Annotated in this window: 20 protein-coding genes and 2 pseudogenes; 10 read left to right on the top strand and 12 right to left on the bottom strand. The window is 60.5% G+C overall.

The genetic code is table 11. The annotated features are described in order from the left end of the window. Positions 1-2 precede the first annotated feature (2 nt). From AAEZ09_RS24595 to AAEZ09_RS24610, 4 genes and pseudogenes are all read right to left on the bottom strand, one after another. A complete protein-coding gene (locus AAEZ09_RS24595; RefSeq protein ID WP_045059062.1) occupies positions 3-392 on the bottom strand; it encodes a response regulator in 390 nt (129 codons plus the stop codon). Beyond that, the gene (locus AAEZ09_RS24600) at positions 377-2,107 is read right to left on the bottom strand and encodes a PAS domain-containing sensor histidine kinase (protein ID WP_350601145.1); all 1,731 of its coding nucleotides are present in this window, start codon (positions 2,105-2,107) and stop codon (positions 377-379) included. The genes AAEZ09_RS24595 and AAEZ09_RS24600 overlap by 16 nt, the downstream gene beginning before the upstream one ends. A 223-nt stretch (positions 2,108-2,330) precedes the next feature. Next, positions 2,331-2,606: pseudogene (locus AAEZ09_RS24605) on the bottom strand (Nramp family divalent metal transporter); the annotation flags it as partial. Between the two features lie 182 nt (positions 2,607-2,788). Next, a complete protein-coding gene (locus AAEZ09_RS24610; RefSeq protein WP_045059049.1) occupies positions 2,789-3,745 on the bottom strand; it encodes a threonine dehydratase in 957 nt (318 codons plus the stop codon). Between the two features lie 104 nt (positions 3,746-3,849). Here AAEZ09_RS24610 and AAEZ09_RS24615 point away from each other — a divergent pair, with 104 nt between their 5' ends. Next, the gene (locus AAEZ09_RS24615; protein ID WP_350601146.1) at positions 3,850-4,653 is read left to right on the top strand and encodes a helix-turn-helix transcriptional regulator; all 804 of its coding nucleotides are present in this window, start codon (positions 3,850-3,852) and stop codon (positions 4,651-4,653) included. Positions 4,654-4,662: 9 nt separating this feature from the next. Here the strand turns inward: AAEZ09_RS24615 and AAEZ09_RS24620 are convergent, their stop codons facing one another. Further along, entirely contained in the window at positions 4,663-5,088 is a 426-nt protein-coding gene (locus AAEZ09_RS24620; RefSeq protein ID WP_350601148.1) for a universal stress protein, read from the bottom strand. A gap of 319 nt (positions 5,089-5,407) precedes the next feature. On the opposite strand from AAEZ09_RS24620, the gene AAEZ09_RS24625 reads away from it, so the two are divergent. The 3 genes from AAEZ09_RS24625 to AAEZ09_RS24635 all read left to right on the top strand — a co-directional run bounded on the left by AAEZ09_RS24625 (position 5,408) and on the right by AAEZ09_RS24635 (position 8,769). Continuing rightward, positions 5,408-5,857, top strand: coding sequence for a hypothetical protein (locus AAEZ09_RS24625; RefSeq protein ID WP_045059047.1), 450 nt, complete (start codon positions 5,408-5,410; stop codon positions 5,855-5,857). A gap of 141 nt (positions 5,858-5,998) precedes the next feature. Beyond that, a complete protein-coding gene (locus AAEZ09_RS24630; protein ID WP_205892248.1) occupies positions 5,999-8,125 on the top strand; it encodes a TonB-dependent receptor family protein in 2,127 nt (708 codons plus the stop codon). A gap of 83 nt (positions 8,126-8,208) precedes the next feature. Continuing rightward, a complete protein-coding gene (locus tag AAEZ09_RS24635) occupies positions 8,209-8,769 on the top strand; it encodes a hypothetical protein (RefSeq protein WP_045059045.1) in 561 nt (186 codons plus the stop codon). 397 nt (positions 8,770-9,166) lie between these two features. On the opposite strand, the gene AAEZ09_RS24640 is transcribed toward AAEZ09_RS24635, so the two are convergent. Then, positions 9,167-9,394 (bottom strand): hypothetical protein, encoded by a 228-nt coding sequence (locus AAEZ09_RS24640; protein ID WP_045059044.1) that lies wholly within the window; start codon positions 9,392-9,394, stop codon positions 9,167-9,169. 100 nt (positions 9,395-9,494) lie between these two features. Between AAEZ09_RS24640 and proP the strand changes: the two are divergent. Continuing rightward, a pseudogene (gene proP, locus AAEZ09_RS24645) lies at positions 9,495-10,697 on the top strand (glycine betaine/L-proline transporter ProP); the annotation flags it as partial. A 23-nt stretch (positions 10,698-10,720) separates the two neighbouring features. Here the strand turns inward: proP and AAEZ09_RS24650 are convergent. Both AAEZ09_RS24650 and AAEZ09_RS24655 read right to left on the bottom strand, forming a co-directional pair. After that, positions 10,721-12,091, bottom strand: a complete 1,371-nt coding sequence (locus tag AAEZ09_RS24650; RefSeq protein WP_205892281.1) for a heavy metal sensor histidine kinase — start codon at positions 12,089-12,091, stop codon at positions 10,721-10,723. After that, entirely contained in the window at positions 12,088-12,759 is a 672-nt protein-coding gene (locus tag AAEZ09_RS24655; RefSeq protein ID WP_045059042.1) for a heavy metal response regulator transcription factor, read from the bottom strand. The genes AAEZ09_RS24650 and AAEZ09_RS24655 overlap by 4 nt, the downstream gene beginning before the upstream one ends. Positions 12,760-12,947: 188 nt before the next feature. Here AAEZ09_RS24655 and AAEZ09_RS24660 point away from each other — a divergent pair, with 188 nt between their 5' ends. Both AAEZ09_RS24660 and uraH read left to right on the top strand, forming a co-directional pair. Next, positions 12,948-13,406 (top strand): GlcG/HbpS family heme-binding protein, encoded by a 459-nt coding sequence (locus AAEZ09_RS24660; protein WP_350601159.1) that lies wholly within the window; start codon positions 12,948-12,950, stop codon positions 13,404-13,406. Positions 13,407-13,416: 10 nt separating this feature from the next. Further along, a complete protein-coding gene (gene uraH / locus AAEZ09_RS24665) occupies positions 13,417-13,827 on the top strand; it encodes a hydroxyisourate hydrolase (RefSeq protein WP_045059040.1) in 411 nt (136 codons plus the stop codon). A gap of 87 nt (positions 13,828-13,914) precedes the next feature. Here the strand turns inward: uraH and AAEZ09_RS24670 are convergent, their stop codons facing one another. Beyond that, positions 13,915-14,256: a YajG family lipoprotein gene (locus AAEZ09_RS24670; RefSeq protein WP_045059039.1), complete on the bottom strand. Its 342-nt coding sequence runs from the start codon at positions 14,254-14,256 to the stop codon at positions 13,915-13,917. 188 nt (positions 14,257-14,444) lie between these two features. Here AAEZ09_RS24670 and AAEZ09_RS24675 point away from each other — a divergent pair, with 188 nt between their 5' ends. Both AAEZ09_RS24675 and AAEZ09_RS24680 read left to right on the top strand, forming a co-directional pair. Continuing rightward, positions 14,445-14,681, top strand: coding sequence for a hypothetical protein (locus tag AAEZ09_RS24675; RefSeq protein ID WP_045059038.1), 237 nt, complete (start codon positions 14,445-14,447; stop codon positions 14,679-14,681). Positions 14,682-14,789: 108 nt separating this feature from the next. Beyond that, the gene (locus AAEZ09_RS24680; RefSeq protein WP_350601150.1) at positions 14,790-16,961 is read left to right on the top strand and encodes an ATP-binding protein; all 2,172 of its coding nucleotides are present in this window, start codon (positions 14,790-14,792) and stop codon (positions 16,959-16,961) included. 64 nt (positions 16,962-17,025) lie between these two features. Here the strand turns inward: AAEZ09_RS24680 and AAEZ09_RS24685 are convergent, their stop codons facing one another. Both AAEZ09_RS24685 and AAEZ09_RS24690 read right to left on the bottom strand, forming a co-directional pair. Then, a complete protein-coding gene (locus AAEZ09_RS24685; protein ID WP_045059036.1) occupies positions 17,026-18,126 on the bottom strand; it encodes a polyamine ABC transporter substrate-binding protein in 1,101 nt (366 codons plus the stop codon). A 596-nt stretch (positions 18,127-18,722) separates the two neighbouring features. Further along, entirely contained in the window at positions 18,723-19,721 is a 999-nt protein-coding gene (locus tag AAEZ09_RS24690) for a bile acid:sodium symporter family protein (RefSeq protein WP_350601151.1), read from the bottom strand. 85 nt (positions 19,722-19,806) lie between these two features. Here AAEZ09_RS24690 and AAEZ09_RS24695 point away from each other — a divergent pair, with 85 nt between their 5' ends. Next, positions 19,807-20,595, top strand: coding sequence for an AraC family transcriptional regulator (locus AAEZ09_RS24695; protein WP_045059034.1), 789 nt, complete (start codon positions 19,807-19,809; stop codon positions 20,593-20,595). 113 nt (positions 20,596-20,708) lie between these two features. Here the strand turns inward: AAEZ09_RS24695 and treS are convergent, their stop codons facing one another. After that, positions 20,709-22,775 (bottom strand): maltose alpha-D-glucosyltransferase, encoded by a 2,067-nt coding sequence (treS, locus tag AAEZ09_RS24700; RefSeq protein ID WP_205892251.1) that lies wholly within the window; start codon positions 22,773-22,775, stop codon positions 20,709-20,711. Positions 22,776-22,881: the final 106 nt, after the last annotated feature.

The raw sequence follows: 22,881 nt of genomic DNA on the forward strand, positions 1-22,881 counted from the left end.
GCTCAGGTAGAGGGCTGTTGAGGCAGAGTGTTTTGCAGCAACGTGTCGATGACCCGGTAGAGCTCCTTGTAACGTAGTGGTTTGATAATGTACGCATTGCAACCCGCCAGGCGGGTCTTTTCCTCGTCTTCCTTCATGGCCATGGCGGTGAGCGCCACCACCGGAATGGCCGCCGTCGCCGCGTCCTTCTTGAGCAGCGAGGTGGCCTTGAGGCCATCCATGCCCGGCAGCTGGATATCCATCAGGATGAGCGCAGGCTGCCGTTCGCGTGCCAGCTTCAGGCCGGTTTCCGCATCAGCCGCGCAAATGACGCTGTGACCGGCACTGGTGAGCAGCAACCGGGCCAGGCGCATATTGGCGGCGTTGTCTTCGACGATCAGGATTTCAGCCACGGCGCCTCCACAATTGTTGTTCCACGGATGGGCAACCAGGCCACGAAACGGGCCCCTGCCCCTTCGCGGCTGGCAACCGCGACACTGCCACCCTGCAGCTCGGTCAATTGCTTGACCATCGCCAGGCCCAGGCCAGTGCCCTCGAATTTACGGGCCAGGCTGCTGTCGATCTGGCTGAAGGCCTTGAACAGCTTGTCCATGTCCGCCTGGGCGATACCAATGCCGGTATCGCTGACACTCAGTTGCAGAAACTGCTCATGCTCGCTGGACGGCACCTCAAAGCCATGCACGGGCCAGTCGCCTTCAATGATCCCGACCTGTTCGCGCGTAACCTGCTTGACCGCCAGCGTGACCACGCCTTCAGCGGCGCTGAACTTCACCGCGTTGGCCAGCAGGTTGTAGACGATCTGCTTGGTCTTGCGCAGGTCCAGCTCGAAGGTGCCCAGGTCGTCGTCGGTTTCCAGTTTCAGCTGAATACGTTGCAGGGCCGCCTTTTCGCGCACGATCAGCAAACTGTTGCTCAGCAGGCCTTGCAGCTCGACGGGTTCGAGCTCCAGGGCCATCATCCCGGCTTCGACCTTGGACAGGTCGAGAATGTCATTGATCAGCGACAGCAGGTGCTGGCCGCTGGTAAAGATGTCGCTGATGTACTCGCGCTGGGTGTCGGTCATGTCACCCACCATGCCGTCCTTGAGCGCTTCGGAAAAACCGATCACGGCGTTCAACGGAGTGCGCAGTTCGTGGGACATGGTCGCCAGGAACTCCGACTTCATCAGGCTGGCATGTTCGAGTTCGACGTTTTTCTCTTCCAGCGTGCGCTCGAAGCGCTTGCGCTCGGTGACGTCACGGGCGGCGGCAAATACGCCCTGCAGCTTGCGATCGCGGTCGTGGAAGGTCGCCGCGTTATAGGACACCACGGTTTCGGTGCCGTCGTAGGCACGCACCGTCAGTTCATAGTCGCTGACCTTGTTTTCGCTTAGCACGCGCTTGATGGCCGCATCGGCACGCGCAGGGTCGGTGAAGAAGTTTCGGCATGGCGCGCCGATCAACTCGTCCCGGGTGCGCCCGGTCAGCGCCATCATCTGCTTGTTGACGTCGGAGATGATCCCCTGGGGATTGGTCATCATCAGCGCATCGATGTTCGACTCGATCAGCGAGCGGGTATAGAACTGCTGGTCGCGCAGGCGCTGATCGAGCAAGGCTTGGGTGGCTTCTTCCTGCTTGCGTGCGGTGTTGTCAGTACCGATCAACAGGTAACCGATGATGACTTCGGCGCTGTCGCGCAATGAAGTCACCGAGACCATTGCCGAGAGGCGGCTGCCGTCCTTGCGGATGTAGGTCAGCTCATAGATATCTTCGATGCCCCGGGAAGCCTTGAATACCAGCGCGTCGAAGCCCGGCGTGATTTCGGTCTTGAGTTCCAGGCTGAGGGCTGCGGCGCGGGTGATCAGCTCGGCAGGGTCGGAAATGTCCGCCGGAGTGATCTTGTCGACCACATCCTCTGACAGGTACCCAAGCATGCGCTCGGCACCCACGTTGAAGATCTGGATCACGCCTTTTTCGTCGGTAGCGATGCTGGAGAAATAAGCGCTGTTGAAAATCGCGTCTTGCAGGGCACCGGTCTTGAGCAGGCTTTTCTGCCTTCGAAACTCGACAATCTTCTCGGCGCGAGACTGGGGTTCGGAGGGTGGACGATCTACCGGCGGGTTTTCCATGGAATGGTTTTCCGTTAACTCGCAAACCTGACCGTGATGACGGTGCCGTAAAGCGTGCTTACGGAAAATCGCCCGAAGGGGCGATTAGAGGTTTTCATACGATAGCAGAGCTCGGCTCGAAGGGTGCGCCAGGAAACTTTCGTGAGGCTTTCAGCGATGAACAAATCCATCAACCGCACACCCAACACCGAGGGGCCATGGGGCCCCTCGACGGTTGCAGCTGCTACAGGCTGAACAGGTCAACGCCCAGCTGGAACGCGACCCACAGGGCCAGGCCGGTCGCAAAGTCCGGCATGCCCGGTACCGACCAGACCAGCGGAGTCACGAGTATGAACAGCATGAACCACTTGTGCATCGGATCATGGTGAAACTCTTTGCCGTACTTGTCGCGACGCTTGGGCAGCACGTGCTGGAAGGCATCGGTAATGAGCATCGAGAAGGCGGCGGTTTTGCCGGAGATGCTGGCGAACAGCGTGGCAAATACGCCGATGAAGAACACAGAGTAGATGTTGCGACCGACCAGCAGCCACACCACCAGCACCACTGCCAGGGAACATAACAATGGCTGGTCGGGGAGAGTGTGGCAGATGTTTCCATATTGACGGCCGGGCCCGGTGACCCGTGTCCCCGGCCGCTGTGCTCGGTTTCAGTCTTTACCCGAACAATTAATTGCCAGTCCGCTTATTGGATCACCTGTGCATATACCCCACGATCGACGTTACCCCCCGACAGGATCACTCCGACTTTCCTGCCCGCCATTGTTTCACGCTCCTGTACCAGGGCCGCCAGCGCCGAAGCGCCCGCGCCTTCTGCAAGGTTGTGGGTATCGGTGTAATACATGCGCATCGCTTCGGCGATCTGCCCGTCGCTAACCGCGACAATTCGCGCCGCGCCCGCACTGTAGATGGCAAATGCCTCGGGAATCGGCTTGCGCACCGCCAAGCCATCGGCAAAGGTATTCGCCGAGGGGGTTTCACAGATCTCTCCCGCCTCAAACGATAACCTGGCGGCGTCAGCCTCCGTCGACACCACTCCCACCACCTGGGTCTTGAGGCCCAGCGCGTCGCGCGCGGCGATCACCCCGCAGATCCCCGAACCGCAGCCGATCGGCACATAGACGGTGTCGAGGTCGGGCACCGCAGTGAACAGTTCCAGGGCATAGGTGGCCACGCCCTTGACCAGTTCGGTGTGGAACGGTGGCACCAGCAACAGGTCATGCGCCTGCGCCAGGCGAGCAGCCTCGACCCGGGCGTCATCGAAATCGCGGCCGCACTCGACCACCTCTCCCCCGAAGCCACGCATGGCGTTGTTCTTCTCCACCGAGTTGCCTTCGGGCACCACGATCAACGCGCGCAAGCCCACGGCACTGGCAGCCAGCGCCAGGCTCTGGCCATGGTTGCCGCGAGTTGCGGTGACGATGCCCTTCACTCCGGGGTGGGTGCGCTTGAGCCAGTGCATGAAGGTAATGCCGCCGCGTACCTTGAAGGCGCCCGTGGGGGTGTGGTTTTCATGCTTGACCCACACCGTGCAGCCCAACCGTTCTGCCAGCAACGGCCAGGCGTACTGAGCCGTGGCGGGCATGACCTGGTACACCAGGCGGGCGGCGTGTTCGATGTCGTCGCGAGTCAATGTGTGCATGGGCAGTCTCCTTGAGGTTTTGCCCAGTCTAGGTGCGCAGGCGCTACGTCGGCTTTCAGAAAGCCGACCTGACTTTTTTGCCCCATCTTCACTACTATGCGGGCATGAACCCGCGAAATCGCCAGCCCTCAACGCTCATGACCGAACCGGTGCGCCGGGTCGACGCCGGGCCGTGGGCGATTGAGTTGTTGCCCGCCGCTCCCTACACGACCCGTTACGTAGCAAGCCAGGCCGCCATTGGCTTCGCCTTTGACAGCCAGCGCGGCGTGCACGCCATCGGCAACGACCGGGTACGGCCCTTCCTCGCCACTCCCAACGGCCTGGCGTTTGTCCCGGCCGGTTGCGATGTGTTGTCCGAGTCCTCGCAGGGCGGTGAATACCTGCGGGTGGTGCGCACCGATGGCCTGGAATTGCCCGGCGATCACGCTTTTAATAATCGTATCGATCCGCAAGCGATCCGCCTGGCGCTGCGCATGCGCAACGCAATGCTGCACGCCGCCTTGGATGACGATTGGCAGGCCTGGGCACTGGCCCTGGCTGAGCGGGCATCGGCGCACATCGCCTCGCCTGCGCAACCGACAGGCTCCCTTACGGCCAACCGCCTGCGCCTGCTGGATGAGTTCATCGATGCGGGCCTTGAAGGGCCGCTGAGTGTGCTGGCGATGGCCGGCCTTTTTGAACTGTCGGAAGGGTTTTTCATGCGGGCGTTCAAACAGGCTACCGGTAAAAGCCCGCACAGCTACCTGATCGACCGGCGCGTGGCCAAGGCCCGCGCCCTGCTGCGCGACTCAAGCGCCAGCCTGGCCGAGATCGCCCTCATCTGCGGCTTCAATTCCCAGGCGCATATGGCGACGCTGTTCCGACAACGGCTGGGGGCGAGTCCGGGGCAGTTGCGCAGTGGCAAATGACAACACCACTCACCCCGCCTCAATCAGAATCGGGCAGGGAGCATTCTGCAAAACCTCATACGCCACCGAGTTGCCCACCAGCCGCTCAAACGTCGACATGTGGTGATGCCCCATCACAATCAGATCGCACCCCTGCTCCCGCGCGTGGTTGCAGATGGCATGCTCCGGGTCGCCGGCAATGACGGTGGCCGTGCATTTGATGTGCCGAGCCTGAAGAAACAGCCGGGCCTTTTCGACAATTTCTTCGCTGTGCAACTGCTCTGCCCACGAGGCGGGCGATGCTTGCCGGGACTCAAGATCCGGTGCGCTGAATTCGTACGCGATTACGCTCACCACATGCACCCGCGTGGCGTCATGGGCCACTCTCATGGCCAACTCCAGGACCTTGTCGCTCTGGGCGTTGCCATTGATAGCCACCAGGATTTCACTGAACATCATTGATCCCGTTTGAATGCTGGATAAGAAAGCTGAAGAGCTGCGAAGTCTAGCAACCGTCAAATTCTCCGATAACTGACTTGTGAGCACTGTATGAGTGCACACAACGCAGCAATCGCCTCACTCCAGGTATGGGGCACCACCAACCCCGTGCCGAGCGAACTTGCTCGCGCTGGTTCGCAAAGCGGCCCCAAAACCTGTCGCCGCGAAACGATAAGTTGCGTTTCGCCACGTTAGAATCAAACCCGCTGATCAGCAGATTCGACAGCGGCAAACCTACTAATCTACCAGTGCAGTTTTTCCACTCTGGAGATTCGACATGAAACTCAAAAACTCATTGGCATTGCTGATCACCGTCACCCTGGTCGGTTGCACCACTCCCGCCCAGAAAGGAGTGTCCGTGCCACTCCAGGCCACCCGGCATAACACCGGGCAAATCGGCAATGTAACCCTGGCCAACTGGGGCAAGAAAACCGGATTCAACTTCATCATCAGTGGCGTTCCCGACGGCGCCTCCCTGCCGCTGCGGCTGTATACCTTCATCAACAAGGGCAGCTGCCAGCAGCCCGGCCCCGTTGCCTACGAAATGAACGACCAGGTCGGCACCGAACGCCAGGCCATTCGCGGCTGGGTATTCTCAAGAAGTGCGCCAGTGGAACTGCCCGTGTTGCTTGCCAGTGAGCACTCGGTCGTCGTGCGAACTGCCCCGGACAGCGGCAATCTCGATATTTTTTGCGGTGATATCAAGCGAGCAGGCTCGGTGAATTAGTCATGGGCATGTGACGCGTCATGAGGGCTTTGCAGTGCAAGCATGTAGCCTGGAGCATTAGTTTTTCGGCAGTAATGTGCTCCCTTCGGTGTTTCCTGCGTCGCACTTCTCACTGCCCGCGCCATTCACCCGGAGTTCCCCATGCCCTCGCCCCATTCCTTCCCGGCAGCCCTGCTGGGCCTGGCTCTCGTCTGTCCGGCCATCGCTGCGGCACAGGGCATGGAGTTGGGGCAGGTGCTGATCGAAGCTGACGGACAAGGCACCGCAGACTCGTCCATCGAGGAAGCCAGCGAGCGGCTTTCCCAGGTGCCTGGCGGCACTAACGTGGTCGACATGCGCCGTGCGCTGCAGGGTCGAGTTGCCAGCAACCAGGATGTGCTGGCCTATCAGCCGGGCGTCTATGCGCAGTCTGCGGGCAATGAAGGGGTGAAGATTTCGATCCGTGGCTCCGGAATCAACCGTGCGCCCGGCGCCCATGCCTCGGGTCTGTACGCCATGCTCGACGGCCTGCCGCTGACGGGGCCGGGGGGCACGCCCTATGAGTTGCTGGAACCGCTGTGGCTCGATCATGTGGAAGTGTTGCGCGGTGCCAACGGGTTTGACCGCGGTGCACTGGCCCTGGGTGGGGCCATCGACTATATCAGCCACACGGGCTACGACGCGGCGCGGTTGCAGGTGCGCTATGCGGTAGGCAGTCACGGCTATCAGCAGCGCCAGATCAGTTCCGGGCAGGTGCTGGGGGCATTCGATTACTACGTGGCGGTGACCGACGCGAGCGCCGACGGGTATCAGGATCACACCGCCAGCAAAAGCCAGGGGCTGATCGCCAACTTCGGTTATCGCTTCAACCCGAACCTGGAAACGCGCTTCTATCTGCGCCACCGCCAGACCGACAACGATCTGGCCGGGCGCGTGACCAAGCACTCCATCGAGCACGACGCACGGGCCGCCAACCCGGCCTATGTCGCACGGGACGACAGCCGCGATCAGCCGGGCAGCACGTTCATCGGCAACAAGACCACCTGGTTCATCGATGACGATTCGAGCATCCAGACCGGGCTGGCCTATCACGACTATCCGATGGACCTGCGCGAAGGCCCCAACCGCCTGAAGGTAGCGTATTCGGATGTCAGCGGCACCTTCGACTACAAGCGTCGCGATACCCTGTGGGGCCTGGAAAGCCAGAGCAATGTCGGCCTGCGAGTGACCAGGCACCTGCCCAACGCCGGCGCCAGTGAATCGGTGCGCATCCCCACCGGCAACACCGCCGGGTACGCCCCGGGCACCGCCATGCGTAATTTCACCTATCAGGGCTCGGACACGGTATTGCACGCAGGCAACGATCTGCAGATCGCCGACGACCTGTGGCTGACCACCGGCCTCGCCGCCATCTACACACGCCGAGAAAGCGCCGTGACCTACCCGGACGGCGGCGGCAAGACCAGTCTCAATGACTGGGACTACGCCCCGCGCCTGGGCCTGCGCTATCAGGTGAACCCGGACCTGCAACTGTTTGGCAACCTCAGCCGATCCGTTGAAGGGCCGCATCCCTGGTCGCTGATCTACAGCGCCAACCAGCGCTTCCCGGCAGGCAGCGGCGCCGCCACGGGCACTCAACGTGATCCGGTCAAGCTGCAAAACCAGACCGCCACCACCCTGGAACTCGGCGGGCGCGGCGACAGTCGCCTGGGTCAATGGAGCCTGGCCTGGTACTACGCCCAGGTGCATAACGAGTTGCTCTCGGTGCTGCCGGACGCCAACGCCACCACGCCATACGAACTCAACGCCAGCCCCACCGTGCATCAGGGTGTGGAAGCCGGCCTGCAGAGCAACCTCTGGTCCCGAGACGACGGCGGCCAACTGAGCCTGCGCCAGAGCTATACCTTCAGCGACTTCCATTACCGCGACGACGATCGCTTCGGCGACAACCGCCTGCCGGGCCTGCCAATGCACTACTACCAGGGCGAACTGCGTTATGACTGGCCCCAGGGATTTTTTGCCGGGCTGAACACCCAGTGGGTATCCAAGGTGGCAGTCGATTACGCCAACAGCTATTACGCCGATCCCTATGCGCTGTTCGGTGCGACGGTGGGCTACAACTCGCCCAAGGACGACTGGCAGACCTGGCTGGACCTGCGCAACCTGACTAACAAGCACTACGCCGCCACGGTCACGCCGGGCTATGACGACAAGGGCCTGGATGCCGCGCGGTCGACGCCGGGTGAAGGCCTGGGTGTGTACGCCGGGGTGTCTTGGAGCCTTCGCTGAGGCCTGCACGTCGCTGAGTGGTGGTCTACGCTTGCGACAATTTTGCGGTGTTGCGCAGATTGGCAATCTGAACAGGAGGGGTGATGAGCAATTTCGCCATCGTGGCCACGGTACTCTCCATGATCCTGGGGTTGTCCGTTACCCGCCTGCTCCTGGGTGCATTGACTGTTTTCCGCATTCGCCGGGTCGCCAAACCTGACTGGGTGCCCCTGGTCTGGGCGATCATGCTGTTCGCCACCCAGCTGGATTTCTGGTGGGCGGTGAACTCCCTGCCGGCGGTCAAGACGACCTTTTCGTTCCCCGAATTCCTGGTGCTGGTCCTGCTGGCGTTATCGTTGTTTGTGGCCGCTGCGCTGCTGCTTCCCAGCCGCAGCGAAGACGAACAGAACGGCCTGCGCCTCTACTTCGAGCAGGATGGCCGCTACGCCCTGCTGTCGCTGTCGACCTACCTGCTGCTCGGGCTGTGCGTTAACGTGTGGTTTTTCAAGGCCTCGCCGCTTGCACTGTGGGGAGTCCTGGATGTGATCATGATCGTCCTGCCGGTCTGCGCATTCCTGGCCCGGTCACGTAAAACGTATTCGTTTATCACCCTGATTTACGTGCCCTTCACTGCGCTGGACCTGGCGGTTTCACTGTCCAACTAAGCGCGCTGTGGCCTGCCTTTAGAGGCCTCGCCCCGGGCTTGTCGTTCTGCGGAGTAAGCCTCGCCAAGTGCCTTGCCTAACCCTTCCCGATGCAACAGTTCGGCAATCTCTGTCAGACAACGTTCTGACCCACACCGCAAATCCCCTGCTGGAGCAATTGTCTTCCCCCTGCCGCATCAATGTCGAATGTGCAGACGCCATCGCGGGCAAGCCCGGCTCCCACAGTGATCTGCGCCGAACACAAATACTGCGCACACCAACAACACCTGTGGGAGCGGCGGTGCGACGATTCGACTTGCCCGCGAGCAAGCGTCGTAGCCGGCTAACGCAATACGGCTCTGCGTGGCGTACTCGTTGGCGCGTGTTGCGTGCATTCCAAAGGGGAATGCGATTGCACTCAATCGAGCACCTTAATCTGCGTTAACCCTACCACCTCAGCTTGTTGCACAATTTCCTCCGGCGATGCGTCAGCTGGGGGCATGATCAGGCCGTTTTCCGCGTCACCAAAATGTAACTCCAACAGATGCAGAGCGGCCTCATGCACTGGTAACTGCTCCTGCTTGAGCTCGAACAGGTGGGAGCGGAGCTCGCCGTTGAACAGGTATTGCACCGTGAAATTGCGCATGATCGATCCTCGGAATGAAAGAAGAGCTGCTGATCATCCTGACCTCCTGGTCAGTTTTTAGTTCGCACAATTTCAGCTTGGCACGATCCTTGCGGGAGCGGCCGCCACCATTGTCATCATGTCGCTGAGCACCTTCGCCATCGGGCTGATCCCGTCCTATGCCTCGATTGGCATCTGGGCGCCGATCCTCCTGCTGCTGGCCAAAATGGCGCAGGGCTTCTCGGTTGGAGGGGAATACACCGGCGCCTCGATCTTCGTCGCCGAATACGCCCCTGACCGCAAGCGTGGTTTCCTCGGCAGCTGGCTGGACTTCGGCTCGATCGCCGGTTTAGTCCTCGGTGCCGGGGTGGTCGTGCTGATCTCCACCATCATAGGTGAAGAACAGTTCGAAGCCTGGGGCTGGCGTCTGCCGTTCTTCCTCGCCCTGCCCCTGGGCATGATCGGCCTCTATCTGCGTCATGCGCTGGAAGAGACTCCGGCGTTCCAGCAGCATGTAGAGCAGCTGGAACAGGACGATCGCGACGGCCTGGCACGTGGGCCGAAGGTGTCTTTCAAGGAAGTCGCCACCAAGCACTGGCGCAGCCTGTTGACCTGCATCGGCGTGGTCGCGGCGACCAACGTCACTTACTACATGCTGCTCACCTACATGCCGAGCTACCTCACGCACAACCTGCACTACAGCGAAAATCACGGTGTGTTGATCATCATCGCGATCATGGTCGGCATGCTGTTCGTGCAGCCGCTGATCGGGCTAGTCAGCGACAAGATTGGTCGTCGTCCTTTCATCATCTGCGGCAGCGTTGGCTTGTTCTTCCTCGCTATTCCGGCGTTCATGCTGATCAACAGCGGCAAGCTCGGCCTGATTTTTTCCGGGTTGCTGATGCTGGCGGTTCTGCTGAACTTCTTCATCGGGGTAATGGCGTCCACCCTCCCGGCGATGTTTCCTACGCACATCCGCTACAGCGCGCTGGCCAGCGCCTTCAACGTCTCGGTGCTGATAGCGGGCCTGACGCCAGCTATCGTCGCCTGGCTGGTGGAAAGCACACAAGACCTGTACGTGCCGGCGTATTACCTGATGGTGATCGCCGTGGTCGGCCTGGTCACCGGCGTGACGATGAAAGAAACGGCCAACAAACCATTGCGCGGTGCGGCGCCAGCGGCGTCCGACCTGGAGGAAGCACGGGAGCTGCTGCAGGAGCATCATGACAACATCGAGCAGAAGATCGAGGACCTCGATGCCGAAATCGCCGAGCTGCAAGCCAAGCGCGAGCGGCTGGTGCAGCAGCATCCGCTAATTGATTAACCCATCTGTCCCGGGTGATTCGCTCAAGTCTCGGCGAGCGGAAAACCCAGGCGAAAACGCGTACCGGTTTCGTCACTGTCCACGCTCACCCAACCGTCATGCAGGTGCATGATCGAGCGGACGATGGCCAGGCCCAACCCGCCGGAATCATCCGGCTGATTGCGTGACGGGTCGCACCGGTAGAACCGTTCGAACAATCTCGGCAGATGTTCCGCAGCGATCGGCGCGCCCTGGTTGTGCACCGTGACCTCGAGGCGGTCCTGCAGCAGTGTGCTGCTGATCGTCACCGCCGTGCCAGGCGTCGCGTAGCGCAGGGCATTGGCCAGCAGGTTGGCCAGTGCCCTGCGAACCAGGCCGGGGTCGGCCAGCAACTGATCATGGGCCTGGTTGATCAGCCCTACCTCGCGCTCCTGCGCCACGCCTTCAAAGTAATCACAGAGCTGCTCGATCAGCTCGTGCAAGTCGATTTGAACGGCTTTCACCGCCGCGTCGGACTGCTCGGTGCGGGCGAGAAACAGCATGCTGTCGATCATTCGCGCCAGACGCTCGTATTCTTCCTGATTGGATACCAGCAGGTTTTGGTAATCCTCGATCGAACGACTGTGCCGCAGGGTCTGCTGGGTATGGCCCATCAGGTTGCTCAGCGGCGTGCGCATCTCATGGGCCAGGTCTTCGGAAAAACGCGACAGCTGGGCAAAGCCGTCTTCCAGTCGTGCGAGCATCTGGTTGAGTGCATGGCTCAGCGCCTGCAGCTCACTGAGTTCACTGAACTCATCCAGGCGCAAATGCAGGTGCTGCACATCGATCCCGGCAGCACGCCTGGCCAACAGGCGCACCGGTCGCAAACCACGCTGGCTGACCCACCAGCCCAGCACAAAAGCCAGCAGCGCACCGACCGACATGGCCAGCCAGAGCTTGAATCGATAGGCCGCCAGCATCTGCTCTCGCTCGCCAAGCAACTTGCCGGCGATCAGGGTGAGCCGGCGGTCGCCCTGGGTGACATCCTTCCAGGCAAGGCGCACGGGTTCTGACGCATCTGCGTCAGCAACGAGCGCCTGGGGCGTGGCTGGCAACCTTGGCAGGTTCATCTGGGCCGGGTTGATTTCGATCAGCACCTGGCCGCTTTCATCGAGGATCCACAGCAGGTTGTCGCGATTGCCCAGCATGTTCTCGTAGAGCTTGGGCCGACTGCGCAATTGCTCGACGCTGTCGCTGTCGTTGATCAACGCCTGCATGCGCTCGAGGCGACCGAGCAAGGCCTGGTCATCGCGCCAGGCAATCTCCCGCTCCAGGGACTGATACAGGTAAAAGCCGATCGCGCCCAGCAACAGCGCGCTGACGAGCGCGAACATCACCGCCAGGCGCAGGCTGAGGGCGCGCGGGAACAGGTTCAGGATTGCACCTCGAGCATGTAGCCAATACCGCGCACGGTGTGGATCAACTTGAGCGGGTAAGGATCATCCACCTTCGCCCGCAATCGACGGATCGCGACGTCGACCACGTTGGTGTCGCTGTCGAAGTTCATCTGCCAGATCTGCGAGGCGATCAGCGAACGGGACAATACCTCCCCTTCCCGACTGAGCAGCAAGTGCAGCAGGGCGAACTCCTTGTTGGTCAGGATCAGGCGCTCGCCGCCGCGGGTGACCTTGCGCCGCAGCAGATCCAGGCTCAGGTCACCGACCACGAAATGTTCGACCTCACGCGGCGGGCCGCGGCGCAGCAGGGTGCGCACCCGGGCCAGCAATTCGGCATAGGAGAAAGGTTTGACCAGGTAATCGTCAGCGCCCAGTTCCAGCCCTTTGACCCGATCGTCCACGGAATCCCGGGCCGTCAGGAACAGTACCGGGGTTTGCCATTTGCGCCGGATGATCTGCAGCAATTGCCAGCCATCCAGGCCGGGCAGCATGACGTCGAGGATGATCAGGTCGAACTCGCTCTCCTGAGCCAGGTGCTGGCCGTCCAGCCCGTTCAGGGCGATCTCGACCACATAGCCCGACTCAGTCAGGGCCTTGCGCAGGTAATCCGCCGTCTTCGCTTCGTCTTCAACCACCAGGATACGCATTTTTTCCTCCAGAACTGGAGCATAGGCTAGCCCGCTTCGCGTGGTTCTCACATTACATATTGGTAATGATCGGGCAATCATCCTGAGCGGACGGGCCGGGCATCATGGCGACCAATGACTCAACCCGCCCTGATCAAGGAACAAGCATGCGTACCGGCCTATCGACTTCATTGCTGATCACACTCGCCATGAGCCCTGTATTCGTCCACGCCGCCCAGGCGCCAGTGCAGCGGATGGACGTGACGCTGGCGCTGGCCAATGACTTGCTCAATGCCACGCTGGGCGCCTGCCACGCCGATGGCCGCACGGCCGTTGCCGTCGTCGTCGACCGTGGCGGCAACCTGGTCGCCGTGCAGCGCGACGACAACGTCGGCCCGCACAACACGCTGGCCGCTCAACGCAAAGCCTACACCGCGCTATCGACCAAGACCTCGACCCGCCTTCTCGCCGAGCGAGCTCGCAGCACCCCGGATGCAGAAAACCTCAACACCTTGGGTGAATTGTTACTGCTGGGTGGGGGCGTGCCATTACAGTTCGAGGGCCAGGTGATCGGCGCCATCGGAGTGGCCGGCGCCGGTGGCGCTGCATTCGATGAAGGCTGTGCACTGGCTGCCATCAACCAAGTCCTCCCTGCCGTTAAACACTAAGGAAATCACCATGACTGTATTGAAATCTCTCTTCGCCGGCGTCGTATTGAGCGCCCTGTCGACCCTGGCATCAGCGGCAGCCAACCCGCTGAGCGTCCACGTACTCAACTTGCAGGATGGCCTGCCTTCCCCTGGGGTCAACGTCACGCTGGAAAAACAGGACGGCAAGAACTGGGACATGCTCAACAGCGCCGCGACCAACGAACAGGGGCGGGTTACCGGTTTGTATCCGGAAGGCCAGAACCTGGAGAAAGGCACCTACCGCGTCACCTTCAAGACCGGCGAGTGGTTCAAGGCGCACAAGGTGGCCAGTTTCTTCCCGGAAGTACCGGTGATTTTCGAGGTGGATGGCACCGTTCCTCACTACCACATCCCGCTGCTGCTCAGTCCTTACGGGTTTTCGACCTACCGGGGTAACTGAAGCGCAAAAAAAACCCCGCAACCGAATGAGGTGCGGGGTTAAAAAATTGGTTGGTTGCGGCCAACCAAAGGAGCTCTGTAGTAAACCTTAGATGCAGTCCTGTGCTGCACGTTCAAAACTGGAAGGCAGTAAATTCGACGCCAGCAAGTGCCGCTCATAGATGAACACTTTGCCGCCGTGGCCGGCCTTGTAGGCTTCCAGCACGTTGTCCGCCGAGATTTTGCTCGGCACCACGATCCGGTAGCTGCGCTGTGTCTGGGAAACGGTCGGATGCAACGCACTGCCCTGCAACTTCGGTACGACGCAGTCAGCGTACTGGGCCGGAGTCTTGCTGGTCTGCAAGGTCATGGTCGGATCGTTCGGCGCGGAGGCACAACCGGCCAGCAGCAACGAGGCATACGCCATGGCAAAAACAAAAAGAGCACGCATCCATCTCATCCTGAAAAAATTGGGCGATTCAGCAGTTGAACGGCATCGCCCTGTTCGATGGTGGTGATTTTCCGGGTATTGTCAGCAAAGTAGAACTTGCCTTTGGTGATGTTCACTATTACTTCTAGCAATAGTTGCCCGCCGTCCCGGCAGGCACGCCATCTAACAAGATCGATGAGGGTCTCTACTTGAGAACTTTTGACTTTATCCGCGACGCCGTCTTGCCCCAGTACCGTGAACGGGTGGCCGAATATCTGGTGCAGTACGAAAGCGTGCTATTGAGCGACCCCGCGCCGAGCCCGGAGCTGGCCCGGGACACTGCCAATCAGCTACGCGGCTACCTGCGCGGCCTGAACACCACGCGTGTATTGGGCATGGCGGATCTGGAGGAGCTGGACCGGCGTCTGGCAGATACCTGGCTGTAGATTCGGCCGCTGCCTTGCTGTGGGAGCAAACCCCGAGCCTTCGATCAAACCGGTTGAACCTACCCGCCGCCCTACCCCTCGGATATTAAAATCAGATCGGGTAAACCCATGGACATCGAGGACACACTACTGCGCCAGCGCAAGGTGCTTGCCGAATTTGGCGAGCTGGCCCTGGTGTCGGATGATCTTGAGCACATCCTCGACGAGGCCTGTCGCCTGGTGGGTGAGGCGCTGGAAACCAATCTGGCCAAGTTCATGTTGTTGCGCGAAGACGGCATCACGTTCCTGGTGCGCAACGGGATTGGCTGGACGCCGGATGTCGTGGGCAAGGTCCAGGTGCAAGCCTGTGAAGGCAGCCCGGAGCGTTACTCCCTGGACACTGATCTACCGGTGATCTCGGTGAATGTCGCCACCGAAACTCGCTTCCGCTACCACGACTTCCAGACCAGGAATGGCGTGCAAGCGTTCGTCAACGTGCTGGTACACGGGGCCACCGATCAGCGTCCCTTCGGGATTTTCGAAGTCGACAGCCGCTGCCCTCGCGAATTTACCGACAGTGATATTGATTTCCTGCGGGTCTACAGCAATCTGCTGGGGGCGGTCCTTAAACGCTTCAACGCCTTGCAGGTCATGCGCTCCACCGAAGGAAAACTGCGCGAAAGCGAGAAGCACTACCGGATCGCCGCAGAGCTCAATCCGTTGTGGCCCTGGAGCGCCGACAGTCAAGGCGCGCTGATTTCCATCGATCAGCGCTGGCACGAATACACCGGGCTGAACCCGGCGCAAACGCTGGGTCGCGAGTGGACCCAAGCCGCCCACCCTGACGATCGCCAATCCCTGGCGCAAGGCTGGGATCATTCGCTGGCGACCCTGGAACCCTTCGATCTGCACGTCCGATTGCGCAAGCACGATGGCGAGCTACCCTGGTTCAGGGTGCGCGCATTGTGCAGCCTCGACGCTGGCGGGCACAGCGAGCAATGGTATGGCACCCTGGAGAACGTCGATGACCGGGTGCAACTTGAGTCAGCGTTGCGCGACTGGAACGATTTGCTGGAAGACCGAATCGCCCAGCGCACCGCGCAGCTTGAGGCCGAACAGCAAGAGCGGGCCAGGGCAGAATCCAAGCTTCGGCAAAGTCAGAAAATGGAAGCAGTCGGCCAGCTGACTGGCGGCATCGCCCACGACTTCAACAACTTGTTGGCCGGGATCATTGGCAGCCTTGAGTTGATGCAGCGACGCATCGACGCCGGGCAGCACAATCAGCTCACCCGCTACAACTCAGTCGCCATGACTTCCGCCTCCAGGGCGGCCGCCCTGACTCAGCGGCTGCTGGCGTTTTCCAGACAACAATCACTGGAGCCCGAGCTGCTCGAACCGCGCACCGTCGTCGCGGGCCTGGAAGAAATGATCAGGCGTTCGGTGGGGCCCAGCATTGTCGTCGAGTGCTCGTTCAGAGCGAGCGACCGCATCCGCTGCGACCTCAACCAGCTGGAAAATGCGCTGCTCAACCTCGCCATCAATGCGCGGGATGCGATGCCCGACGGCGGCACTCTGAGCTTGATGGTTGATCGCTGCACTATTGATGCGCCAGCGTCCTTTGACAGGAACATGCCCCAGGGTACCTATGTCAGCATTTCGGTCACCGACTCGGGCACCGGTATCAGCCCGGATATCCTCTCGCGCATCTTCGACCCTTTCTTCACCACCAAGAAAATAGGTGAAGGCACAGGCCTGGGCCTGTCGATGATCTATGGCTTCACCCAGCAATCCGGAGGCCAGATCAAAGTCCACAGCAGCCTCGGTGTAGGTACGACCGTCACCATGTACTTCCCGGTAGACCATTCGCAGCCGGGGCATAGCCGAAAAAAAGCCGGTGAAGCGCATTCCACGCTGCCCGCAGCCCACAACGAAGTCATCCTGCTGGTGGACGACGAAAAAGCCATTCGGCAGATGGTATCGGAGTTTCTGAGCGAGATGGGCTATCGCGTGATCGAAGCCGTGGACAGCGTGTCTGCCATCAAGCAGGCGGAAAAACTCGACCATCTGGACCTGTTGCTGACGGATATCGGCTTGCCCGGCGTGATGAACGGAGTCAGCCTGGCTGCGGAATTCAGGGGGCGATACCCGTCGCTCAATGTGCTGTTCATTACCGGTTTTGCCGCAGGTTCGCGCCTGGTCTCGATGGATGCGTCTACCCAGGTATTGCCCAAGCCGTTCAGCCTCAATGATCTGAGCCATCGGGTGCGCGAGCTGCTCGATTCAGGCCTGGGCAGCACATAGCTGTCGCTCTGGCCAGCGAAGCTGCGCACACACCGTCGTTTTGCCGACGGTGTGGAGCGAGCGGTTATTTGTCGGACTTGATACTGGTCCACACCCGAGTACGCACCCGCTCAAGTTTCTGTGGCAGCGGTTGCACGACGTAAAGGGTTTTCAGGGCTTCGCTGGTCGGGGTCAGGTTCGGGTTGCCGGTAATGTCCTTGTTGATCAGCGCGATCGAATCCTTGTTGGCGTTGGGGTACCCGAGGAAATCACTGATCGGGGCGATGACTTTAGGGTCCAGCAGGGTATTGAGGAACTCGTGGGCCTCCTCGACGTTCTTCGCACTTTTGGGAATGGCGAAGGTATCGAACCAGATCGGCGCGCCTTCCTTGGGAAGGCGCCAGTCCACTACTACGCCATTACCCGCTTCCTTGGCGCGGTTGCCGAATTGATAAAAGCTGCCGGAGTAACCAATGGCGACGCAGATGTCACCGTTGGCAATGTCGGTCATGTATTTGGCGGAGTTGAAGTAGGTGACATACGGGCGGATTTTCATCATCAACGCCTTGGCTTTTTCGTAGTCATCGGGATTCTGGCTGTTGGGATCCAGGCCAAGGTAATGCAGGGCCAGCGGCAGGATTTCCGAAGGTGAGTCGAGCATGGCCACGCCACAGGCCTTGAGCTTCTCCATGTTCTCGGGCTTGAACACCAGGTCCCAGCTGTCCACCGGGGCATTCTCGCCAAGTGCCGCCTTGACCTTGGCCGGGTTGAAGCCAATCAGCACGGTGCCGTACATATAGGGCACGCCGTAGAGATTGCCGGGATCGTTCTTGTTCAGCAGCTTGAGCAGTTCCGGGTCCTGATGGCTCCAGTTCGGCAACTTGGATTTATCGAGTTTCTGGAACACGCCAGCCTTGATCTGGGTTTCGATGAACTGGTTCGACGGCACCACCAGATCGTAGCCGGAGTTACCGGTCAACAGCTTGGCTTCCAGTGACTCGTTGGTGTCGAAGGTGTCCCAGGTCACCTTGATGCCAGTGTCCTTGGCGAAGTCCTTGGGCACCGATGGCAGGATGTAGTCTGCCCAGTTATAAACTCTCAGTTCGCGCTGTTCGGCGTGTACTGCGGCGGCCAGCAGTGTCAGCCCGCACAGGCCTGCACCGAGAATGCGTTTCATCGTTTGCATTGATTTCCCCAAGTGTGACGTCAGTACGATGGTTTTTATGTTCTGTACACGGCAGCAGGCTTGAAAAATAGCCAAAGGCAAGGAGCAGCAGGAATCTGATCGTCGTGGCGACTGCCACCGATTCTTGCTGACAGCAGGGTCGGTTCACAGTGGGCGATTGGCCAAAAGGGGATCGAAATGGCCAAAATACTTGTCCGCAAATGGACGTCGAAGGGTTTTATAGGCTATACGAAAAAGCCCGCTCTAAGCGGGCTTCAGATTTCGAGTAGGTGGCCAGTGCTGGTCTCCGGCTTACAAGGTTTATCAGGACTCCCACACAAGCGCTTTGTATGTACTGCACTAGTGCTTCACACGGCATCAGGGCTGGATCTCAGCGCGGAGATCTTTCTAACCGTGTACCCTTCGGAACGCTGCCCCGCGTCTCCTCGCTATCCGCTTGCGCATCAGTCTGCGTCTTCACCTACACCTTCAGGATAGCAAAAACCCTCGATTTTCAAACTGCTCGATTAGATTGATTCGCTCTGGCGCTAGAACCTTGTGAAGATAAAACCTGCCTGCAAAATTGCCTGCCGTTGAATGCGAATCCTACTGCCACATCAGGGGTCCACCTGCTCCATCAATTCGGCGACGCTCTCCTGGCGCTTGGCATAACGCTGCGCCAGCACTGCACAGACCATCAGCTGAATTTGATGGAACAGCATCAGCGGCAGGATCAGCACACCGATGGTGCTGCCGGCGAAGAGCACTTGTGCCATCGGCACCCCGGTGGCCAGGCTCTTCTTCGAGCCACAGAACAGGATGGTGATACGGTCTTCCTGGTTGAAACCGAACACCTTGCCCAGCACCGTGGCAGATGCCAGCACCAGCGCCAGGAAGATGCAGCACACCAGTACCAGGCCCGCCAGCTCCCATACCGGAATCAGCTGCCAGATGCCCTCGTTCACCGCCTCGCTGAAAGCACCGTAGACCACCAGCAGGATCGAGCCCTGGTCGACGAATTTGAGCCAGCTCTTGTTGCGTCCCACCCACGCCCCTATCCAGCGTCGGGCGATCTGCCCGGCAATGAACGGCAGCAGCAATTGCACGCTGATCTTCATGATCGCATCGAGGGTTGACCCGCCGTCGCCGTGCACGTCCAGCAGCAAGGTCACCAGCAACGGCGTCAGGAAAATCCCGAACAGGCTGGACGCCGCCGCGCTGCAAATGGCCGCCGGGATATTGCCCCGGGCCAGGGACGTGAAGGCGATCGCCGATTGTACGGTCGCGGGTAACGCACAGAGGTACAGCATGCCCATGTACAGCTCGTCGCCAATCAGTGGCGTCAACAGCGGTTTGAGCGCCAGCCCCAGCAGCGGGAACAGCACGAAGGTCAGGCCAAATACCAAGAGGTGCAGGCGCCAGTGACCGGCGCCGGCAATGATCGAGTCACGGGAAAGTTTGGCACCGTGCAGGAAAAACAGCAGCGCAATGGCGATGTTGGTCAACCAGCCGAAGCCCACGGCGACCTGACCGCTGGCAGGCAGCACGCTGGCGATAACGACCACGCCAACCAGGGTCAGGGTGAAATTGTCGGGCAGGAAACGAGGGCGAGTCATCAGATCATCATCCGGGGGTTGCCAAGTACGTGGCACCGACTCTAACGTGCCTGCTGATTACCGACTAACGCCGATGAGTCAGCTGATGCCGCCTAAAGGACATGAAAAAAGCGTAAGGCGCAGTGTACCGGGGCTTCCCAGCCTGCCCAGACCGGTCTACGGTCGTACCGAATCACTGCCCAATCGCGCGTTAACCCGCCGCCACAGTCACCCATGGGTGCAGTTGTCGTACGCGATTCAGGGCGTGCTGGAGGTGCAGACCAGTGTGGGCCGCTTCGTAGCGCCACCCGAACGGGCGGTATGGATACCGGCTGGTATGCCGCATCGGGTGTTCAGCTCGCCGCGCACGGAAATGCGCAGCCTGTACCTGGATTGCAGCGTGACGCAATGGGCACCGCCGCGTTGCCATGTGCTGGGGGTCAGTGATCTGCTGCGCGAGTTGATCAGGGCGTTCAGTAAAATCCCCATAGAGTATGAGCAGCACGGCGCCCATGGGCGGCTGACTCAGGTATTGCTGGACCAGCTCGCCGAGGCGCCGACGATCGACTTGATGCTGCCACTGCCTCAGGATCTGCGTTTGCGGCAGATCTACCAGAGCCTGCAGGCCCATCCGGAACAGCAGACAACCCTGGCTCACTGGAGCCAGAAATTCGGCGTGACGGAAAAGACCCTGAGCCGCCTCTTCCTGCGCGATACCGGCCTGACCTTCCGCGCCTGGCGCCAGCGTCTGCGCCTGCTGGGCGCGCTCACCCCGCTGGAACAGGGAGAACGAGTGACCGATGTGGCGCTGGCCTGCGGTTACGAATCGACCTCGGCATTCATTGCGGCGTTTCGGCAACAGTTTGGCGAAACGCCGGGGGAGTTTTTTCGGTAGATGCTGGTGGCTGCAAGCCGCCCCTGCAGGAGCTTGGCTTGCCAGCGATGGCGGCATCAAATGCACCATCGAATCGCCGGCAAGCCGGCTCCTACGAAGACTTTTGTGCAGCGTTAATTCATAGGCGAAGTGCTGACCACCCGCAGCGCCAGGCCCTCATAGGCATCCAGGGTGATGGTGAATTCACCCTCGGCCGTGAGGTCGCCTTCCACTCGTTCATTAATGATGTCGACCACCGGGCCCGGCGCGATGTTGGGCAGGTGCAGGGTTTCGGTGATCGGCGTCGAGCCGAAATTCAGCGCAGTGATTTGCGTGCCTTTGCCGGCGGGCAACTCATGCACCATGACCAACAGCCCAGGGTGCTGCACATCCGGCACCAGGATCTGGCGGCTGGCGGCGATGTCATAGGCGCGGCGCGCGGCGAGGATTTTCTGCAGCTGGGACGCGAAGGAGTCAGGGTCGTTTAGCTGCGTCGGCAAGCTGCCATAAAGCGTCTTCGGCCGCGGCATCTGTCCCGCGGACAGGGGCGCATCAGGGTTCAGATCGACCAGGTCGTAGGCCCCCCGATGGATCCAGCGGGTATCGCCATCGAGCATCAAGTGCTCGACCTGTTCCGCGGGCAGTGGCAAGGCGCCCACCAGATCCCAGCCAGACAAGGCAAACACCCCTGGCTGCATCGCGTTGTACATCACCAGCAGCAGGTGCACCTGACGGATCTGCGCGATATCTGCCGCAGTGATCGCGTCAAGATCACGAATCCCCAATGCCGCCGTGATGATGCTCGCCGTAGTGCACGACACGCCGTTGGTGACGAATTTAAGGTTATAGGGTGCATGTTCGCCGGCCAGGCGTTCGTACATCTGTTCGCGGATGTGCTCGCGCAGGATATTGCCGGGGAAGGTCTGGCCTTGATACAGGTAGGTATCATGGGCGTGCAGCGTCCAGAAGTGCACCAGCTCCAGGGTCAGCTCGTCGTGGTTTTGCAACGCGTGGATCAGCGAGCCGGGGTCGATGCCCAGGGTGTGCATCTGACGCAGCATCAGGCGCAGGAATTCGGTATCCCCCATCAGCAAGGCATGCTGGTAGGCCGGGCGGGTGATGAAGTCGTAGGACAGGTCCGCGCCGCCGTGGGACATGGCGGCGATGTCATCCACGGTGAGGTTCAACTCCTGGAAACTGAACCCGCCGGCCTTGCGGATCGCCCCGGCCAACAGCTGGTTGCCGGTGATCGACAGCGGGTGACTCTCCGACCAGGCGGTGCCATCGAGCTTGCGCTCCACGCCGAGAAAGCCATTGGCGTCCAGGCGCAGGATCTTTGCGCCCATCACGTCGATAGCGTGCAGGGCGTCGCCGATGATCATCTGCTGCGCAGCGAAGGTCGGGTCCAGCCAGTTCAATGACGGCTGGCCTTCCTTGAAGTAATGCAGGTACACCCAGCGGCGCGGTTTGCCGTCGACGCCGACGACTACCGGTGTGGCGCTCCAGTCGGTCTCCTTGACCCCTGGCTCGAAGAAAATCACCCGCTGCAACTGGCCGACGATGTAATGCTTGTCCCGCAACACATCAACCTGCTGCGGGCTGAGGTTGTGCGCGTCGCGACCTTCCTCGATCTCCGGTAGCAGGGGCCAGTCTTCTTCGCGGATCTCGACCATGTGGTAGAGACCCGGGTAATCCTCGTACGCCATCTCGGCCAGGCGAAAATCCGCGCCCTTGCCGGTGTGCGAAGGAATCACATCGTCGATGATCACCGCGTTATGCGCGGCGGCCATGCGGGTCAGCGCTTGCAACTGCGCCTCGGTGCCCAGTTGCGGGTCGATCTCGAAACTGATGCGGTCGAAGTTACCGTCGATGGTTGGCGTCTGGACCGTGCCGCGCAAACCACCGGACATTTTCAGCGGCCCATTGTGAATACCCTGGATACCGATTTTCGACAGCGCATGCCACAGGGTTTCATCGCCCAGTGCCTCAAGCACAGTGCCGTCTTCGCGGGTGACGATGGATGCCGGATACGCGGTGAACCACACTGAAGACAACGCCGAAGCATCTCGCGGGCGGGTATGGGCAAACGGCTGTTGCCACAGGCGGCCCTGCCCCGAGTAGAGCTTGGCCCGCTGGCGGGCGGCGTGCAGCATTGATTGTTGAACCAGCCAGGCCACATGGTTATTTTCCGCTGCCGTCATATAACAATCACCTGTGTTCGAGAATCGAAATCGCAGTCGGCCATTGCACTCCAATAGCACCGCTCGTTTTCATATGAGGGCCTGGGGCGCCATTCGTTGCATCTTC

Origin of the sequence: Pseudomonas sp. 65/3-MNA-CIBAN-0223 (assembly GCF_040310425.1) — a bacterium.
Classification (GTDB): Bacteria; Pseudomonadota; Gammaproteobacteria; order Pseudomonadales; family Pseudomonadaceae; genus Aquipseudomonas; species Aquipseudomonas gregormendelii.

Excerpts from the sequence above, each read along its gene's own strand:
- AAEZ09_RS24625 (WP_045059047.1), top strand. The coding sequence starts at position 5,408 with ATGAAACTCAAAAACTCATTGGCATTGCTGATCACCGTCACCCTGGTC.
- AAEZ09_RS24615 (WP_350601146.1), top strand. The coding sequence starts at position 3,850 with ATGAACCCGCGAAATCGCCAGCCCTCAACGCTCATGACCGAACCGGTG.
- uraH (WP_045059040.1), top strand. The coding sequence starts at position 13,417 with ATGACTGTATTGAAATCTCTCTTCGCCGGCGTCGTATTGAGCGCCCTG.
- AAEZ09_RS24680 (WP_350601150.1), top strand. The coding sequence starts at position 14,790 with ATGGACATCGAGGACACACTACTGCGCCAGCGCAAGGTGCTTGCCGAA.
- treS (WP_205892251.1), bottom strand. The coding sequence starts at position 22,775 with ATGACGGCAGCGGAAAATAACCATGTGGCCTGGCTGGTTCAACAATCA.
- AAEZ09_RS24655 (WP_045059042.1), bottom strand. The coding sequence starts at position 12,759 with ATGCGTATCCTGGTGGTTGAAGACGAAGCGAAGACGGCGGATTACCTG.
- AAEZ09_RS24630 (WP_205892248.1), top strand. The coding sequence starts at position 5,999 with ATGCCCTCGCCCCATTCCTTCCCGGCAGCCCTGCTGGGCCTGGCTCTC.
- AAEZ09_RS24685 (WP_045059036.1), bottom strand. The coding sequence starts at position 18,126 with ATGCAAACGATGAAACGCATTCTCGGTGCAGGCCTGTGCGGGCTGACA.
- AAEZ09_RS24620 (WP_350601148.1), bottom strand. The coding sequence starts at position 5,088 with ATGTTCAGTGAAATCCTGGTGGCTATCAATGGCAACGCCCAGAGCGAC.
- AAEZ09_RS24670 (WP_045059039.1), bottom strand. The coding sequence starts at position 14,256 with ATGCGTGCTCTTTTTGTTTTTGCCATGGCGTATGCCTCGTTGCTGCTG.
- AAEZ09_RS24610 (WP_045059049.1), bottom strand. The coding sequence starts at position 3,745 with ATGCACACATTGACTCGCGACGACATCGAACACGCCGCCCGCCTGGTG.
- AAEZ09_RS24600 (WP_350601145.1), bottom strand. The coding sequence starts at position 2,107 with ATGGAAAACCCGCCGGTAGATCGTCCACCCTCCGAACCCCAGTCTCGC.
- AAEZ09_RS24635 (WP_045059045.1), top strand. The coding sequence starts at position 8,209 with ATGAGCAATTTCGCCATCGTGGCCACGGTACTCTCCATGATCCTGGGG.
- AAEZ09_RS24695 (WP_045059034.1), top strand. The coding sequence starts at position 19,807 with ATGCCGCCTAAAGGACATGAAAAAAGCGTAAGGCGCAGTGTACCGGGG.
- AAEZ09_RS24640 (WP_045059044.1), bottom strand. The coding sequence starts at position 9,394 with ATGCGCAATTTCACGGTGCAATACCTGTTCAACGGCGAGCTCCGCTCC.
- AAEZ09_RS24660 (WP_350601159.1), top strand. The coding sequence starts at position 12,948 with ATGAGCCCTGTATTCGTCCACGCCGCCCAGGCGCCAGTGCAGCGGATG.
- AAEZ09_RS24690 (WP_350601151.1), bottom strand. The coding sequence starts at position 19,721 with ATGACTCGCCCTCGTTTCCTGCCCGACAATTTCACCCTGACCCTGGTT.